At 59.1% G+C, this 15705-nt stretch carries 11 protein-coding genes, 1 rRNA gene and 1 riboswitch; of the genes, 5 read left to right on the forward strand and 7 right to left on the reverse strand.

Going from position 1 to position 15705, the window contains the following annotated elements:
• The first annotated feature begins 6 nt into the window (after window positions 1-6).
• From rrf to C4N24_RS05050, 3 genes are all read left to right on the forward strand, one after another.
• Window positions 7-123, forward strand: a 5S ribosomal RNA gene (rrf, locus tag C4N24_RS05040).
• A 163-nt stretch (window positions 124-286) separates the two neighbouring features.
• A complete protein-coding gene (locus tag C4N24_RS05045; RefSeq protein ID WP_112090555.1) occupies window positions 287-619 on the forward strand; it encodes a PadR family transcriptional regulator in 333 nt (110 codons plus the stop codon).
• Window positions 612-1280 carry a hypothetical protein gene (locus C4N24_RS05050; RefSeq protein ID WP_112090556.1) on the forward strand — a complete coding sequence of 223 codons (669 nt, stop codon included), beginning with the start codon at window positions 612-614 and terminating at the stop codon, window positions 1278-1280. Before C4N24_RS05045 ends, C4N24_RS05050 begins: the two co-directional genes overlap by 8 nt.
• Window positions 1281-1372: 92 nt before the next feature.
• Here C4N24_RS05050 and fba read toward each other — a convergent pair whose 3' ends face one another.
• Window positions 1373-2236, reverse strand: a complete 864-nt coding sequence (fba, locus tag C4N24_RS05055) for a class II fructose-1,6-bisphosphate aldolase (protein ID WP_005920439.1) — start codon at window positions 2234-2236, stop codon at window positions 1373-1375.
• A gap of 703 nt (window positions 2237-2939) precedes the next feature.
• Between fba and rlmB the strand changes: the two genes are divergently transcribed.
• Entirely contained in the window at window positions 2940-3833 is an 894-nt protein-coding gene (gene rlmB, locus C4N24_RS05060) for a 23S rRNA (guanosine(2251)-2'-O)-methyltransferase RlmB (protein ID WP_055186112.1), read from the forward strand.
• 42 nt (window positions 3834-3875) lie between these two features.
• Entirely contained in the window at window positions 3876-6578 is a 2703-nt protein-coding gene (locus tag C4N24_RS05065; RefSeq protein ID WP_112090557.1) for a cell envelope biogenesis protein OmpA, read from the forward strand.
• A gap of 290 nt (window positions 6579-6868) precedes the next feature.
• On the opposite strand, the gene C4N24_RS05070 is transcribed toward C4N24_RS05065, so the two are convergent.
• The 6 genes from C4N24_RS05070 to C4N24_RS05100 all read right to left on the reverse strand — a co-directional run bounded on the left by C4N24_RS05070 (window position 6869) and on the right by C4N24_RS05100 (window position 15674).
• Complete coding sequence (locus C4N24_RS05070; protein ID WP_112090558.1) at window positions 6869-8254, reverse strand: alanine/glycine:cation symporter family protein; 1386 nt, start codon at window positions 8252-8254, stop codon at window positions 6869-6871.
• 314 nt (window positions 8255-8568) lie between these two features.
• On the reverse strand, window positions 8569-9879 hold the full coding sequence (thiC, locus tag C4N24_RS05075; protein WP_044959529.1) for a phosphomethylpyrimidine synthase ThiC: 1311 nt from the start codon (window positions 9877-9879) through the stop codon (window positions 8569-8571).
• Window positions 9880-10337: 458 nt separating this feature from the next.
• Window positions 10338-10976 (reverse strand): thiamine phosphate synthase, encoded by a 639-nt coding sequence (thiE, locus tag C4N24_RS05085; RefSeq protein ID WP_112090560.1) that lies wholly within the window; start codon window positions 10974-10976, stop codon window positions 10338-10340.
• Window positions 10963-11784 (reverse strand): hydroxyethylthiazole kinase, encoded by an 822-nt coding sequence (gene thiM, locus C4N24_RS05090; RefSeq protein ID WP_112090561.1) that lies wholly within the window; start codon window positions 11782-11784, stop codon window positions 10963-10965. Before thiM ends, thiE begins: the two co-directional genes overlap by 14 nt.
• Before the next feature lie 15 nt (window positions 11785-11799).
• Window positions 11800-12315, reverse strand: coding sequence for an energy coupling factor transporter S component ThiW (gene thiW / locus C4N24_RS05095; protein ID WP_015536868.1), 516 nt, complete (start codon window positions 12313-12315; stop codon window positions 11800-11802).
• A 263-nt stretch (window positions 12316-12578) separates the two neighbouring features.
• Window positions 12579-12687, reverse strand: a riboswitch (TPP riboswitch).
• 551 nt (window positions 12688-13238) lie between these two features.
• Entirely contained in the window at window positions 13239-15674 is a 2436-nt protein-coding gene (locus C4N24_RS05100; RefSeq protein ID WP_112090562.1) for a GH36-type glycosyl hydrolase domain-containing protein, read from the reverse strand.
• Window positions 15675-15705 lie beyond the last annotated feature (31 nt).

Below are 15705 nucleotides of genomic sequence, written 5' to 3' on the forward strand. Positions count from 1 at the left end.
AAATTGGTCGGTGTCGATGACGGTAAGGTTCCACCTGTTCCCATTCCGAACACAGAAGTTAAGCTTACTTGTGCCGAAGATAGTTAGCTGGAAACGGCTTGTGAAAATAGGTAGTCGCCGACTTAATAAAGAGCTCTGAGAGAAATCTCAGGGCTTTTTTGTTGCATAAAAATATGGCATGATTTTTGGTTGTAATGCCAATAGGCCAGGACTTGACAGAAACACTACTATGTAATACAATGTAGATAAGCTACTACGCATTACATACTAGCAGAGAGGAGGACTTATGGAAAACAATGCACAACTTTTAAAGGGTGTTCTGGAATACTGTGTACTGAAATTGATTGCGCAAGAGCCGACCTATGGCTATGAGATCGTGATGCATCTGAAACAGGTCGGATTTTCTGACTTGAGTGAAAGTACACTCTATCCGTTGCTATTGCGCTTGGAGCAGCAGGGAAAGGTTACGGTAGAACGCAGACCTTCTCCCAAGGGACCGAGCCGAAAATACTACATTGTAACGGAAGAAGGACGGCTGGCGCTTCTTGAGTTTCGGCAGGATTGGAGCCAACTTTGCCAGCTGGTGAAAAAAATTTTTAAGGAGGAGCCAGATGAATAAGTATTTTGCATTGCGAAAAACAAACCGGATGCGTACTAAGCTGCTTACCGAAGAAAGTCAGGCACAGCTTAAAGAAGTAATTCGCTATCTTCGCCGGGTCAGCTGGGACTTCTGTGGCATCGAACTGGTGCGCAGCGATTTGCTTGATATTGCCATCCAAGTCAACACGGAAAATCAGGAACTGTTTCATTCGATTTCGGACGCAAAGACCTTTGTGGAAGAGGTCAAGCCCAGCTTGAAAACACTGAGAGCCGGGGATTACTTCTGGTATGTTGCACCTCTGTATTTCTTTTTTGGGTGGGGCATTGAAGGGTTGCTGCTCTATCCGATTATTGGAAATTGGGTTTTTGAGCTTTCGGTAGGCTATCTGATGCAGCTTGTTGTTGCAGTGGCGGCGTTTTGCATACTGTTCCGCCGGATGATGGAGCAGGTGGGCTTTCCGCCGCGAGAGCATTGGCTGAAATATGCTGCATGGCTGGTGCTTTATATCGTAATTTTGTATGGAACGGGCTGGTTCTTTACCCAGATCGCGGGCAATCTCGTGTTGCTGCGGCTTCCGATTCTTAGCTATTCAATCTTTTGTCTGCTTCTGGGTGCGGGACTGTATGCAATCCATTTCTGGCGATATGGAAACGACCCACGGCTGAGTGCTCGCATATAAAACAAAAAGCGGCTCCGCTGCACTGTGCATAACAGTGCGGCGGGGCCGCATACTTTATTGGGTGGTGTACCGGTTAGGATACGAGCTTTTGCTTAGCCCTTGCCTGCGCAGCCGAACAGCTCGATCTTCTCCTTGCACTTGGCCTCGATGGCCTTTGCGCCGGGAGCCAGCAGCTTGCGGGGGTCGAAGCCCTTGCCCTGCTGATCCTTGCCCTCTTCGATGTACTTGCGGGTGGCCTCAGCAAACACCAGCTGGCACTCGGTGTTGATGTTGATCTTGGAAACGCCCAGGCTGATAGCCTTTGCGATCATCTCATCGGGGATGCCGGTGCCGCCGTGCAGAACCAGAGGAATGTTGTTGGTGGCCTTATGGATGCGGTCCAGAGCCTCGAAGTCCAGACCCTTCCAGTTTGCGGGGTAGACGCCGTGGATGTTGCCGATGCCGGCAGCCAGGAAGTCGATGCCCAGAGCGGTGATCTTTGCGCACTCCTCGGGATCAGCGATCTCGCCAGCGCCTACAACGCCGTCCTCAACGCCGCCGATGGAGCCAACCTCGGCTTCGATGCTCATGCCGTGAGCGTGTGCCAGAGCGACCAGCTCCTTGGTTTTTTCCACGTTCTCCTCGATGGAGTAGTGGCTGCCATCGAACATGATGGAAGAGAAGCCGGCCTCAACGCAGGCCTTGCAGCCCTCGTAGGTGCCGTGATCCAGATGCAGAGCAACGGGAACAGTGATGCCCATGGAATCGACCATAGCGCTGACCATAGCGGCAACAGTCTTGAAGCCGGTCATGTACTTACCTGCACCCTCGGAAACACCCAGAATGACGGGGCTCTTCATTTCCTCGCAGGCGGTCAGGACTGCCTTGGTCCACTCCAGATTATTGATGTTGAACTGCGGCACACCGTAGTGGCCATCGCGTGCCTTGAGCAGCATTTCGGTTGCATTTACCAACATTATTCATTACCTCCAAAAATTATCGGGGTTCCGGCTCTGCCACACACCGCATTGTGCATGGTTTAACGAGCCCACATGGTTAGTATACCCCAAACTGCGCCTAAAATCAATCCGAACAGGCGCTTTTTCTTGCATAGAGCTGCTGCGGAACAGGCACGGCACAAAGCGGCTCCAGCGGCTGCATCAGAAACTTATCATGTTTAGAGACAAAAATCCATATATGCCGCAACATCTGCCTTGTGCATCGATGACGCGGGTTTTCAACACATTTTAACATTCGTCAAAATGATGTTGGAGAAAATTGCAAAAGCGGACAATTTCCGGTTCAAAAAATTGTCATAATTCCGACTTGAATTTTACAAATTGTAAGGCTTTTGCCAAGATGTGGAGGAACCTGCTGTTGAAAACCCGGTGGAAACTGTTTAATTCCGCCCGGAAAACGGGCGCTATGACTGGACTTTTACACACTTTCCACCGAGTTTTCAACTTGTGGAAAAACTACAGAGCGTTTACGGAATGTATAGACGTTTTTTGTGGAAAACTTTTGACCTTGGCAAAACGGCGGAATTGCACCCCGCCGACCGGGCAGCGGGCAAAACATTTTTACAGCTGCCGAAACCGGCAGGAAGGAACGCTTTTTACCGAAAAAATTTTAGCGCCGGGCAATAAAATCTCTGCAATTTGTGGCGAAGCCGGGCGAGATATGGTATACTTTATCTTGGATTATCATAAACAGAATAAAACGCTCCGGCGCGGCACCGCCCGCCCGGAACGGAAGGAGCATAAAAAGATGGAAGAACGTAACCAGCCGCGCCGTCCGCGCCGCGATGCAGAGCAGCCGCAGCAGAAAAGCGAGAGCCTGATCTACGGCAAAAACCCTGTGACCGAGCTGCTCAAGAGCGGCTCCGGTGTGGATACCGTGCTTATTGCCGAGGGGATGGCTCCGGCAGTGGCGGCATACTATACAGCGCTGGCCAAAGAGGCCGGTGCAACGGTCAAGCGGGTGCACCCCAACAAGCTGCGCCTGATGACCGGCACCGAGAGCCATCAGGGCGTGGCGGCCTTTGCAAGCGAGATCGAGTACGCGACCGTGGAGGATCTGCTGGCAGCAGCCAAAGCCAAGGGCGAGCCGCCCTTTTTGGTGCTGAGCGACGGCATTGAGGATCCCCACAATCTGGGCGCAGTCATGCGCAGTGCCCTGCTATGCGGTGCCCACGGCATCGTCATCCCCAAGCGTGGCGGCGCATCCGTTACCCCCACCGTGATCAAGTCCAGCGCAGGCGCTGCCGAGCGTCTGCCGGTGGCGCGTGTGGCCAACATCGGCGAGACCATCCGCCGCCTGAAGGAGCAGGGCGTGTTCGTCTACTGCGCCGACATGGACGGTGTGTCCCTGCGCAAAAATAACCTGACCGGCCCCATCGCGCTGGTACTGGGCAGCGAGGGCAGCGGGGTATCCCAGCTGGTAAAGAAGCTGTGCGACGGTGTGGTGCGGCTGGATATGGCTGCACCCGGTACCGGCGTGGACAGTTATAACGTTTCGGTGGCGGCAGGCATCATTCTGTACGAGATCCAGTCGCAGCGCGCCGTAGAAGAATAAAACAAGCGGTAAACTCCATCCAGAACAGTGGGAGGGACAAGGATGCCGAACAATAAAAATGAACGCAAGGGCAAGCAGACGGGAGAGCTCTCGGCTGAAGAGCGGTTCCGCAACTTTTTCAGCACCAGTGTGATCGATCTGCCCGAGGAGATGACCCACCGGGACGAGCCTGCCCCGGTGGAGGAAAAGCCCAAAGCCGGGCTGCTGGGCAAGCTGTTCGGCCACGATAAAGAAGAAACGCCCGCCGCGGCACAGCCGGTGCTGGAGATCCCCACCGGCGAGATCCTGCTGGGGGCAGATGCAAAGCCGGTGCAGCCGGAGCAGGAGGACATGGCGCTGGAGCTGCGCACCGCAGACCCTGTTCCGGTAATGCCGATGCAGCCCGCCCACCCGGAGCCTGTCAAGGCCGTCCCGGCAGAGCCTGTGCCTGCACCCAAGGCGGCTGCTGCCGTGAAGCCACAGCCGAAAAAGTCTGCATCCCAGCCGGAGCCGCAGCCCGCTGCAGCGCCCCAAAAGCAGCCCAAGGCGAAGAACGCCCCGGAGATACTGCTGCCACAGGAGGAGCTGGAGCAGCGGGAGATGCAGCAGCTGAAGGATATGCTCAACGGCATGAGCGGCAAGGCAAAGCCTGCCCCGCAGCCGGCAAAGCCCGTGCAGGCAGTGCCGCAGCCCAAGGTGCAGCCCGCGCCTGCACAGCCTGCGGCAGAGCCGGAAAAAGCCCCGGCAAAGGCTGCACAAAAGGCCGCCGAGGAACTGCCGCCGGTGGTGTTTGCCAGCGCTCCGGCAGACCCGGAAACGCTGCCGAAAAAGCCTGAGAAAAAGTCGATTTTCCAGATGTTCGGCACGGCAGAGGACGAAAAGCCCGCTGCCCACAAGCCGGAAAAAGAGGATACCATGAGCCTGCCGCTGCTCCCGCTGGAGCAGGACGGCGCTCCTGCTGAACCGGCTCCCGCACCGGCAGATGCTGCCCCCGCCGCCCCGGCACAGCCGGAGACCGCGCCGGAAGCAGCTGTTCCTGCTGAGGAAGCTGTGCCGGAATCCACTACTGATAAACTGCACCACATGGCCGCAGAGCTGACCTTGCGCTGTGTGCTGGCGGGCATTCTGGCTGTGGTGCTGCTGCACCTTGGGCTGACGGCAGAGCGTCTGCTGCCGCCGCTTTCGGTGCTGGACCCGGACGCAGCCCCGGCGGCGTTCTATGCCGCCAATCTGCTGCTGTTTGCCGCCAGCCTGTTTGTGGGCTACCCGGTGCTGCGGGACGGTCTGACCGGCTTGCGCGGCCGTCCCAGTGCAGACACCATGCCCGCGCTGGCTGCTGTGGCAGCGCTGCTGCAGGCAGTGGTGGCCATGCTGAATGCCAACGCCTACCGCAGCACCGAGGGCATCGGTCTGCTGACCGGTATGGCGGCACTGGGACTGTTTCTGGCGCTGGTGGGCAGCCGGGTGATGTTGTCTGCCGTGCAGGGCGGCTACGCGCTGGCGGCAGAGGGCGGCGAACTGCGGGGTGCTTACCGTACCCGCGATAAAGACCTGATCCGCGCCCTCGCCCGGGATCTGGAGCAGAAGGATCCGTGGGTGCTGCTGAGCCGCCCGGTGCAGACTGCCAGCGATGACTTTGTGGAGCAGAGTCTCAGCGAGCGCGCCAGCGAGCGCCGCGCCCGCAAGGTGGCCTGTGTTCTGCTGGCGGCAGCAGTGCTCAGCGGCGTAGCCTTCCTGCTGTTCGGCGGCGGCATCAACTGCGCTGTGGCTGCGGCTGCTGCCGTGCTGTGCATGGGCGCACCCCTTTCCTCGGTGCTGGTGCCGGGTCTGGCGGCGCTGCGGCTGCAAAGAGCTGCCGCCGCTGTGGGCGCTGTGGTGCCCGGCTGGGCAGCCATTGAGGAGCTGGGCGGCATCGACACCATTGAGCTGGATGCCGACGACCTGTTTACCGCTGACAGCGTGACGCTGGAGGATATTCGCATCTTCAAGGGCGGCCGCATCGACCGCGCCATCCTGTATGCGGCAAGTGTACTGAACGAGAGCTGCGACACCCTGCGCGGGCTGTTCCGCCAGATCATCGAGGATCGCACCGATATCCTGTTCCCGGTCAAGGATCTGGAGCAGCACACCGGGCTGGGCTTCTCGGCATGGTGCGACAATAACCGCATCCTCATCGGCACCCGCCGCTACATGGAGCAGGAGGGTGTTACCCTGCCGGAGCAGGATTACGAGGACAGCCACTCCAAAAATGGCGAGCTGCAAATTTTGTATCTGGCAGTGTCCGGCAACCTGCACGCCATGTTTGTGCTGCGCTATGTGGGCGGCCGCAATGTGGCACGCAGTCTTGCTTCTCTGCAAAGGGAGAACATCCGTCTGCTGGTCACCAGCAAGGACCCCAGCCTGACGGCACGGCACATCACCGAGGCCTACCACCTGCCGGAGGGCATGGTCACGGTACTGGACGGCGACCAGTGTCAGGCTATTGAAGCCGCCGATGCAGCCCCGGCAAAGCCCAAGTGCTGCCTGTACCACCACAGGGGCTTTGCCAGCCTGACTGGCGGCTTGCAGGCCGCAGATCAGGCACAGAATGCCGAGACCAGCGCCACAACGGTGCAGCTGGTGTCGGTGTGCTTCTCGGTGTTCATTGCGGTGCTGCTGACCTATGCGGGCAGCATCTGGCAGCTGTCCATCGCCACGGTGCTGATGTATCAGGCCGCATGGAGCGCCTTGAGCATTGCTGTCTGCGCCCTGAAGCAGCATAGCTGAAAGTTTTAGCATATTACAAAACGGGCTGTTGCACATGGTCAGCGACCTCGCCCTCTCAGGCGCTAACGCGCCAGCTCTCCCAAAGGGAGAGCCTTTGGCAGTCCACGCAAACTTCATCTCTTTGCCAAGGCCTCTCCCTTTGGGAGAGGTGGATTTGCGAAGCAAAGACGGAGAGGGCGAGCAAGCTAAAGTAAAAGTATCTGTAAATAAATGCTGACTTTCTGGATTTAGGAGCGAATATAAAACGGGCTGTTGCACAGAACCTTGTGCAGCAGCCCGTTTTTGTGGTCTTATTTTATTTTTTTGCGCTTTTCGTAGTCGTTTAGGGCGGTCAGCGCCTCGCCGGAAAGGGGAACGAGCGCCAGCATATTGAAGATGGTCATCAGTCCGATGCCCACATCGCCCAGATCCCACACCACGGTGTAGGCCTGTGTGCCGCCCACCAGCAGCATGGCCAGCGCCAGCAGCTTGTAGGCGGTCTGGCTCCACCAGTTGTCGCCGCACAGGTAGGCCACATTGCCCCGGGCGTAGTACAGCACCCCCAGAAAGGTGGAGAAGCTGAACAGCGCTAAGATCACCGCAATGAACACGATGCCAAAGCTGCCCAGATGGTACTGCATGGCAGTCTGTAAAAGGTTCATGCCGGTCAGCCCGGCGGTGATGTCCTGCGGCACCAGCAGCATCAGAAAGGCGGTGCAGCTGCAGATGACCACCGTGTCAATCAATACGCCCAGCGCCTGTACAAGACCCATCTTTACCGGGTCGTCACACTCCGCAGCGGCAGCGGCGCAGGGGGCAGAGCCGCTGCCCGCTTCGTTGGAGAACAGCCCGCGCTTGACACCGTTCATCAGCACCGCGCCAAAGCCGCCTGCGGCCACCTGACGCAGGCCGAAGGCTTCGGCAAAGATGCGTGCCAGCACGGCGGGCAGCTGCCGGAGATTCAGCACCACGATGCCCACCGTGATGACAAAGTAGCACACCGCCATGACCGGCACGATAAAGTCAAGGCTTTTTACGGTGGCGTTTTTGCGCAGCACGATCAGCGCCGCCAGCAGGGTAAGCACCACGGTAGTGGCCAGCGGCGGGACGTGAAAGGCGTTTTCAAAGGCAGAACTGACCGAGTTGGAAATCACCTGACTGATGCCGCACCAGCAGATCAGACCGGACACTGCAAACAGCGCTGCGCACACCGAGCGCTTGAGCTTTTTGCCCCGCTTGCGCTCTGCCAGCACATGAAGGTAGTAGGCCGGGCCGCCCCGCCAGCCGCCGTACAGCGGGTCCGGCACGCGGTACTTCTGCGCCAGAGTGGACTCCACAAAGGAGGTGGAAGCACCCAGCAGGGCGGTGACCCACATCCAGAACACCGCGCCCGCACCGCCCGCCGAAACAGCGGCCACCACGCCCACAAGGTTGCCCATGCCTACCCGGGTGGCGGTGGAGATGACCAGTGTCTGGAAGGAGGAAAGCCCGCCCGCAGCCTGCTTTTTTTCGCACACCGCGCCGATCATATCCCGGAACAGGCGCACCGGCAGCAGCCTTGTGCGCAGGGTAAAGCCGATACCGGCTGCAAACAGAAGCACCACCATGAAGGAGATGCCAATGCCGCCCGCCACTGGCAGGGTGAATAAATCGCCCCACAGCAGGCGGTAAAGCGCTTCGATCAGATCAACTATCAAGAAAACAGCCTCCTGTACTTTTGAGTAATAAAGTTGCTACTTTATTATAGTACAGCACAGAAGAATTGTAAAATCTAAAATATTGATAGAAAGAATCGATAGAACGGGATGACTCGACAAATCACATAGCTTCGATTATTCTACAAACAGAAGGGGCGCTGACTGCAAGGGTCAGCTTTCCATCCTGTATGTCAAAAGATTGACCGCTCGAGTTGGGGAACTGTGGGGCGGTCAATCTTTTTTGTTATCAACATAAAAGCCGCCCGGTTATGCCGGGCGGCGGAGGAAGAAACGCCTTTCAGCGCGGGAAAAGCTTACAGAATGTCGATGTATTCACCGGCCAGCGCCTTGTTCATGCTGCGCACGGCGCAGAACTTGCCGCACATACTGCAGGTGTCGCTGTGGTCGTCCTCGGGCAGGCGGGCGTCGCGGATGGCCTTGGCGGTCTCGGGGTCCAGCGCACAGGCAAACTGTGCATCCCAGTCCAGTACGCGGCGGGCATCGCCCATCTTGTCGTCAATGTCCCGGGCGTGGGGGATGCCCTTGGCAATGTCGGCGGCGTGAGCGGCGATCTTGGAGGCCACGATGCCCTGCTTTACGTCCTCCACATTGGGCAGTGCCAGATGCTCGGCAGGGGTCACATAGCACAGGAAGGCTGCACCGCTGGCGGCTGCCACTGCGCCGCCGATGGCAGCGGTGATGTGGTCGTAGCCGGGGGCGATATCGGTGACCAGAGGTCCCAGCACATAGAAGGGTGCGCCCATGCAGATGCTCTTCTGCACCTCCATGTTGGCGGCGACCTGATTCAGGGGCACATGGCCGGGACCCTCCACCATTACCTGCACGTTGTGTGCCCATGCGCGCTTGGTCAGCTCGCCCAGACGCACCAGCTCTTCGATCTGGCATACGTCGGTGGCGTCAGCCAGACAGCCGGGACGGCAGGCGTCGCCCAGGGAGATGGTCACATCATGCTCGGCGCAGATCTCGCAGATCTCGTCAAAGTGCTCGTAGAAGGGGTTCTCGTTGCCGGTCATGCTCATCCACGCAAACACCAGAGAGCCGCCGCGGCTCACGATGTTCATCTTGCGCTTGTGCTTGCGGATCTGCTCGATGGTCTTGCGGGTGATGCCGCAGTGCAGGGTAACAAAGTCCACGCCGTCCTCTGCGTGCAGGCGTACCACATCGATGAAGTCCTGTGCAGTCAGCTCAGCCAGATCCCGCTGGTAGTGGATGACCGAATCATACACCGGCACAGTGCCGATCATCACCGGGCACTCGTGGGTCAGCTTCTGGCGGAAGGGCTGGGTGTTGCCGTGGCTGGACAGATCCATAATGGCTTCTGCGCCCATGTTCACGGCGCTCATCACCTTCTGCATCTCGATGTTGTAGTCCTTGCAGTCGCGGGAGACGCCAAGGTTCACGTTGATCTTGGTGCGCAGCATGGAGCCTACGCCCTCGGGGTTCAGGCACTTGTGGTGCTTGTTGGCGGGGATGGCTACCTTGCCCTCGGCGACCCACTGGCGGATCTCCTCGGTGGTGCGGTATTCCTTTTTGGCTACGATCTCCATCTCCGGGGTGATGATGCCCTTGCGGGCGGCATCCATCTGGGTGGTATAAGTCTGCATACGCTGTGTTCCTCCAAATGACAGTTTATCTCTGAACAGCAGGGTGCTGGTCATGCAGTGATACGGGGCAGCCTGTGTGCCGGGAGCTTTCTCCTCGAACACGAGTACGGGTTGCGGCACCCAGCGGATGCTTCGTGCATTGAGCAGCACTCGCATCCTGCTGGCCGCTGCCCCAACAGCAACTTCCTGTTTCCGCCACTGGCGGCGGTCGTTGCTGTTGCGGGCCATTCCATCGCCCGCCCTACTGCCTGCGGCAGCAGGGTCCCACCCCAGCGGACGGTCCTCGGAGAAACTCCCGACCCGCAGGCAAGGGTGGCAGACAGGTAGCCGTCATTCAGAAAAAACAGTACGCTCTGGATGCCGGCACCTGCGCAAAATACGCTTTTCATGTTGGTTTTCTCCATGAATTTTGTAACGCGGCCCAAGGTGGTGCCCCCGGTTTGCCGCGGGATGATAGCTTACTTTATGATCTGCTCCGAAAGGGCGCGCAGCTCCCGGCACTCGGCCTCGATGTCCTTTGCGGCAAAGATGGCGCTTACCAATGCCACACCGTCCACGCCGGTGCCCTTGAGCTGCAGGATGTTCTCCTTGTGGATGCCGCCAATGGCCACCACCGGCACATCCACGGCGTTGCAGATGTCCAGCAGGGTCTGCCGGGTCATCTCGCTCACGTCCGTCTTGGTGTGGGTGGCAAATACCGCACCCACGCCAAGGTAGTCCGCGCCGTGTGCCACAGCGTCCAGCGCTTCCTGTACCGTGTGGGCGGATACGCCGATCATCACGCCCTCGCCCACGCGCTGGCGCACCTGTGCGGCGGCCATATCGTCCTGCCCCACATGGATGCCCTCGGCGTGGCACTGCAAGGCCACCTCCACGTTATCGTTGATGAACAGCGGCACACCGTATTGCTGGCACAGAGCGTGGATCTGGATGGCTTCCTGTAAAAAATCTGCGTCGCCCAGCTGCTTTTCCCGCAGCTGCACACAGGTGGCACCGCCCTTCAGGGCGCTTTCCACCTGCTGATACAACGTCTGTTCGCCCACCCATGCACGGTCGGTCACCGCATACAGGAGCATAGTGTGTTTATCGCACTTCATAGTTTGCGCCTTTCTCCAGCTGTTCGGGGGTCATGTTGTAAATGGCATCAATAATGTAATTGCGGTAGGTAGCGTTGCCATCCTGCGGAGTGAGCCGCTGGTGGGCGACCTCGCCCGCCAGACCCATGGCGCATACCGCCGCAGCGGCAGCTTCCAGCGGGTGGCCGGGGTTGGCGGTGACAAAAGCCGCCGTCAGGGCAGAAAGCTGACAGCCTGTGCCGGTGATGCTGCTCATCATGGCGTTGCCGTTGCGGATGCAGTAGGCTTTTTGTGCATCGGCCACGATGTCGATAGCACCGGTAATGGCAACCACTGCGCCGGTGCGGGCGGCAAAGGCCTTGGCAAAGGCTACGGCGCTGTCCAAGTTCTCCTCGGTCACCTTGTCGGCTACGTCCGCATCCACGCCCTTGGTGGTGCCTGCGCCGGAGGCAAGGGTCTTGATCTCCGAGATGTTGCCCCGGATCACTGTGAACTGCACCTCCCGCAGCAGGCGGAAGGCGGTGTCGGTGCGCAGACGGGAAGCGCCGGCACCCACCGGGTCCAGTACCACCGGATGCCCCAGCTGATTGGCCTTTTTGCCCGCCAGCAGCATACTGGTGACGGTGCGGCTGTTCAGCGTGCCGATGTTGATATTCAGTCCGCCACAGATGGCGGTGATCTCCTCCACCTCGGCGGCATCATCGGCCATGATGGGGGAGGCACCGCAGGCCAGCACCATGTTGGCGCAGTCGTTCACGGTGACGTAGTTGGTGATGTTGTGGATGAGAGGGCTGCGGCTGCGCAGGTTCTCAAAGGCGGTTTTGAGCATTCCCGGCACCTCCGCTCAGGAAAGGCTGTTCTGCATGGAGCGCAGAGCGCCGGAGCGCTGCAGGCTGAACACCACAGCACCGGCAATCACCGCACCCACGGCGGTGGAGATGAGGAAGGGCACGATGTAGGCGTAGAAGGCGATATCCGCAGCACTCTTGCCCATCAGGAAGATGGCTACGGGCCATGCGCACAGGCCGCCCAGAATGCTGGTGCCGAACACCTCACCCACCACGGTGGCGATCAGGTTTTTGGTCTTGTGGTATGCAAGGCCGCACAGCAGCGCACCGAACATACTGCCCGGGAAAGCCATCAGGCTGCCCAGACCCAGCAGATTGCGCAGCAGGGAAGCCACAAAGGCTACACCGACGCCCCACCACGGCCCCAGCAGAACGGCGCACAGCACATTGACCATGTGCTGCACCGGGGCGCACTTGCTGCCGAACATGGGAAAGCTGAACACACTGCCCACCACGCACAGGGCACAGAACATACCGGCAAGGGCAAGCTTTTTGACAGAGAGATTCTTCATGATAAATTGGCTCCTTTTCAACCATCTGCGGCAACGCAGGACGAACACCGGCGCTCCCGCAACAAAACAGCCCGTGCCCGCCACAAGGCGGGAACAGGTACGGAAGGTGCGGTCGAAACTTACTGGTTTCCTCTCACGCCGGAACACGGCTTCCCATCGCTGCATTCATCCAAGGCTCAGGGCGCTCCCCCTCAGCCGGCTGCGGAACCTCCGCAGAGGTACAAAAAAACAGGAGGAACCCGGCGCGGCTCCTCCTGCAAAAAATCATAAAGGATATGACTTCCTACGGCGGCATTATCCGCATCAGGTAAAAGGGTCGAAGCTTGCTATACTTCCTCTCAGCCCGCTGCACGAGCTCCCCTGTGTTTGATTGTGACTGTATTCTACACCTCTTTCCCCAAAAATGCAAGAGGGAAGGGGACGATTTGGAATGGCCTCCGCGGGGAGGCGAAAGGATTTGGAATGCGCTCCGCGTTGCTCTGCGCATAGATAGCAGAATTATGATTTTAATTTGCATTTCAGCCAAGCCTGCGGAGCTTGTCGGGGCAAAGCCCCTCCATCTGCTAACGGCAGACCGCTCTGCCGCTTAAAAGCCCCACTGGGGCTTTCATTGCTGCGCAAACGCGGGCTTGGCTGAAATGCTTTTTTCACAGGAGGGGTCGTAGTGGTCAACTGCATTTGTGATTCAGACCGCCCATTAACCATTGCAGCCCCACTTGTAAAAATGCGTTTGGAGCGCTCCGCAGAGCGCGACAAACGCGAAATATTAAAATAACCTTTCCGCTGAAGATGCGCAGAGCAACGCGGAGCGCATTTTCAATCGTTAAACTGTTCCATTATAAACCAAAGCCGCCGTGCAGAGGTCTGCGCGGCGGCTTTGGTCACAGAAAGGAGAATAATATGAAAAAGCAGAGAAAGTCGGTTTAACCCATGGTCACCTGCACCGTTACCTCAGTACCAGCGGCAGCCAGCGGTAGTACATTGCCGGAGATGGTCTTGCCGTCCACAGTAACGGCCTTGATGCCGTGCTGCACCCCGGCGGTGTTGTCCACCATAATGTGGTACACCGCACCGCGGAAGCGGCGGGTCACGGTGAAGCCGGACAGGGTGTGGGGGATGCAGGGGTCTACCTTCAGGCCGTCCAAGGTGGGTTGGATGCCCAGAATGTACTGACTGATATTGAAGAAGGTCCATGCCGCCGTGCCGGTCAGCCAGCTGTTTTTGGCTTCGCCGAAGGTGGGAGCGTCCTTACCGGCTACCATCTGGCTGTAAACGTAGGGCTCGGTGCGGTGGATCTCGGAGATGTCCTCGATATAGGCGGGGCAGGTCTTGCGGTACACCGCAAAGGCGCGGTCGCCGTGACCGAGCGTTGCCTCGGCGCAGCTGATCCACGGGTTGTTGTGGCAGAAGATACCGGCGTTCTCCTTGTATCCCGGAGGATAGCTGGAGATCTCGCCCAGATTCAGCTGATAGCTGGTGTAGGCGGGCTGCAACAGCACCACACCGTATTTGGTGTCCAGACGCTCCTCCACGCTGGCAAGCGCTTGCGCGGCCTGTCCGCTCTCCTTGCCGATGCCCGCCATGACGCACATACCCTGCGGCTCAATAAAGATCTGACCCTCGGTGCACTCCTTGCTGCCGACGGGCTTGCCGAAAGCATCGTAGGCACGGCGGAACCATGCGCCGTCCCAACCGGCGGTCAGGGTGGCCTGCTCCACGGCATCAATGTGCTTGCGGGCGGCAGCGGCCTCCTCGGTCAGATTCAGATGGTCGCACAGTTGGGCGTATTCGTGGCCGTACTTGACGAACATACCGGCAATGAATACGCTTTCGGCCACGGGACCCTCGCTGGGGCCGGTGATCTGGAAGCTCTCGCCCGGGTGCTCGGAGAAGCAGTTCAGGTTCAGGCAGTCGTTCCAGTCGGCGCGGCCGATCAGCGGCAGGCCGTGGGGACCCAGATGGGTGCAGGTAAAGTTGAAGCTGCGGCGCAGGTGCTCCATCAGGGTCTGTGCCTTGGTGGCGTCATTGTCAAAGGGCACCTGCTCTTCCAGAATGGACCAGTCGCCGGTCTCCCGCAGGTAGGCGGCGGTACCGGCAATGAGCCACAGCGGGTCATCGTTGAAGCCGGTGCCGATATCCCGGTTGCCCTTTTTGGTCAGGGGCTGGTACTGGTGGTAGGCGCTGCCGTCCTCAAACTGGGTGGCGGCGATATCCAGAATGCGCTCCCGGGCGCGGGAGGGGATGATGTGCACAAAGCCCAGCAGATCCTGACAGCTGTCCCGGAAGCCCATGCCGCGCCCGGTACCGCTTTCAAAGTAGCTGGCAGAGCGGCTCATATTAAAGGTGACCATGCACTGGTACTGGTGCCAGATGTTGACCATGCGGTTCAGCTTTTCCTCGCCGGAGTCCAGATGGTAGGTGGACAGCAGCTGCTCCCAGTGGGTGCGCAGGGCGGCGCGGGCGGCATCGACCTGTGTATCCGTAGCGTAGCGCTCCATCATGGCATGGGCGCGGGTCTTGTTGATGACGCCCGGTGCAATGAACTTTTCCTGCTGCGGGTTCTCAATGTAGCCCAGACCGAACAGGACGCTGCGGCTCTCGCCGGGGGCGAGGGTCAGGTGGATGTGCAGTGCGCCCACCGGTGCCCAGCCGTGGGTAATGCTGCCGGAGCAGTGTCCGGCGCGGACGGCCTGCGGGTCTGCCGGGCCGCCGTACACGCCGCAGAAGGCATCCCGGGTGGTGTCAAAGCTGTCCACCGGGCAGTTTGCCCAGAACACGGCGTAGTGGTCGCGGCGCTCGCGGTACTCGGTCTTGTGGTAGATGACGCTGCCCTCTACCTCCACCTCACCGGTGGAGAAGTTGCGCTGGAAGTTGGAGCCGTCGTCCACAGCATCCCACAGGCAGAACTCCACATAGCTGAACAGATCCAGCTCCTTGACGATGGTGCTGCCGTTGCACACCGTCACCCGGTCCAGCTCACAGGCATCGCCCTTGGGGACGAACAGTTCCTGCCGAGCGGTCACGCCGTCCTTTTTGCCCTCCAAAATAGTGTAGCCCAGACCGTGGCGGCAGCTGTAACTGTCCAGCGGGGTCTTGGTGGGCTGCCAGCCCGGGTTCCACACGGTGTCGCCGTCCTTGATGTAGATCCGGTGGCCGTCCATGTCCAGCGGGGAGTTGTTGTAGCGGTAACGGGTCAGGCGGCGCATCCGGGCGTCCCGGTAAAAGCTGTAACCGCCCGCCGTGTTGGAGACCAGACTGAAGAAGTCCTCGCTGCCAAGGTAGTTGATCCAGGGCAGGGGGGTCTGCGGGGTGGTGATGACATATTCCTTATTCTGGTCATCAAAATATCCGAACTTCATAATGCTTCCTCCTTAAAACTGCGCCTTGTCG

The organism is Faecalibacterium prausnitzii (assembly GCF_003287405.1).
Lineage (GTDB): Bacteria > Bacillota > Clostridia > Oscillospirales > Ruminococcaceae > Faecalibacterium > Faecalibacterium intestinale.

Excerpts from the sequence above, each read along its gene's own strand:
- C4N24_RS05045 (WP_112090555.1), top strand. The coding sequence starts at position 287 with ATGGAAAACAATGCACAACTTTTAAAGGGTGTTCTGGAATACTGTGTA.
- C4N24_RS05050 (WP_112090556.1), top strand. The coding sequence starts at position 612 with ATGAATAAGTATTTTGCATTGCGAAAAACAAACCGGATGCGTACTAAG.
- fba (WP_005920439.1), bottom strand. The coding sequence starts at position 2,236 with ATGTTGGTAAATGCAACCGAAATGCTGCTCAAGGCACGCGATGGCCAC.
- rlmB (WP_055186112.1), top strand. The coding sequence starts at position 2,940 with ATGGTATACTTTATCTTGGATTATCATAAACAGAATAAAACGCTCCGG.
- C4N24_RS05065 (WP_112090557.1), top strand. The coding sequence starts at position 3,876 with ATGCCGAACAATAAAAATGAACGCAAGGGCAAGCAGACGGGAGAGCTC.
- thiC (WP_044959529.1), bottom strand. The coding sequence starts at position 9,879 with ATGCAGACTTATACCACCCAGATGGATGCCGCCCGCAAGGGCATCATC.
- thiE (WP_112090560.1), bottom strand. The coding sequence starts at position 10,976 with ATGAAGTGCGATAAACACACTATGCTCCTGTATGCGGTGACCGACCGT.
- thiM (WP_112090561.1), bottom strand. The coding sequence starts at position 11,784 with ATGCTCAAAACCGCCTTTGAGAACCTGCGCAGCCGCAGCCCTCTCATC.
- thiW (WP_015536868.1), bottom strand. The coding sequence starts at position 12,315 with ATGAAGAATCTCTCTGTCAAAAAGCTTGCCCTTGCCGGTATGTTCTGT.
- C4N24_RS05100 (WP_112090562.1), bottom strand. The coding sequence starts at position 15,674 with ATGAAGTTCGGATATTTTGATGACCAGAATAAGGAATATGTCATCACC.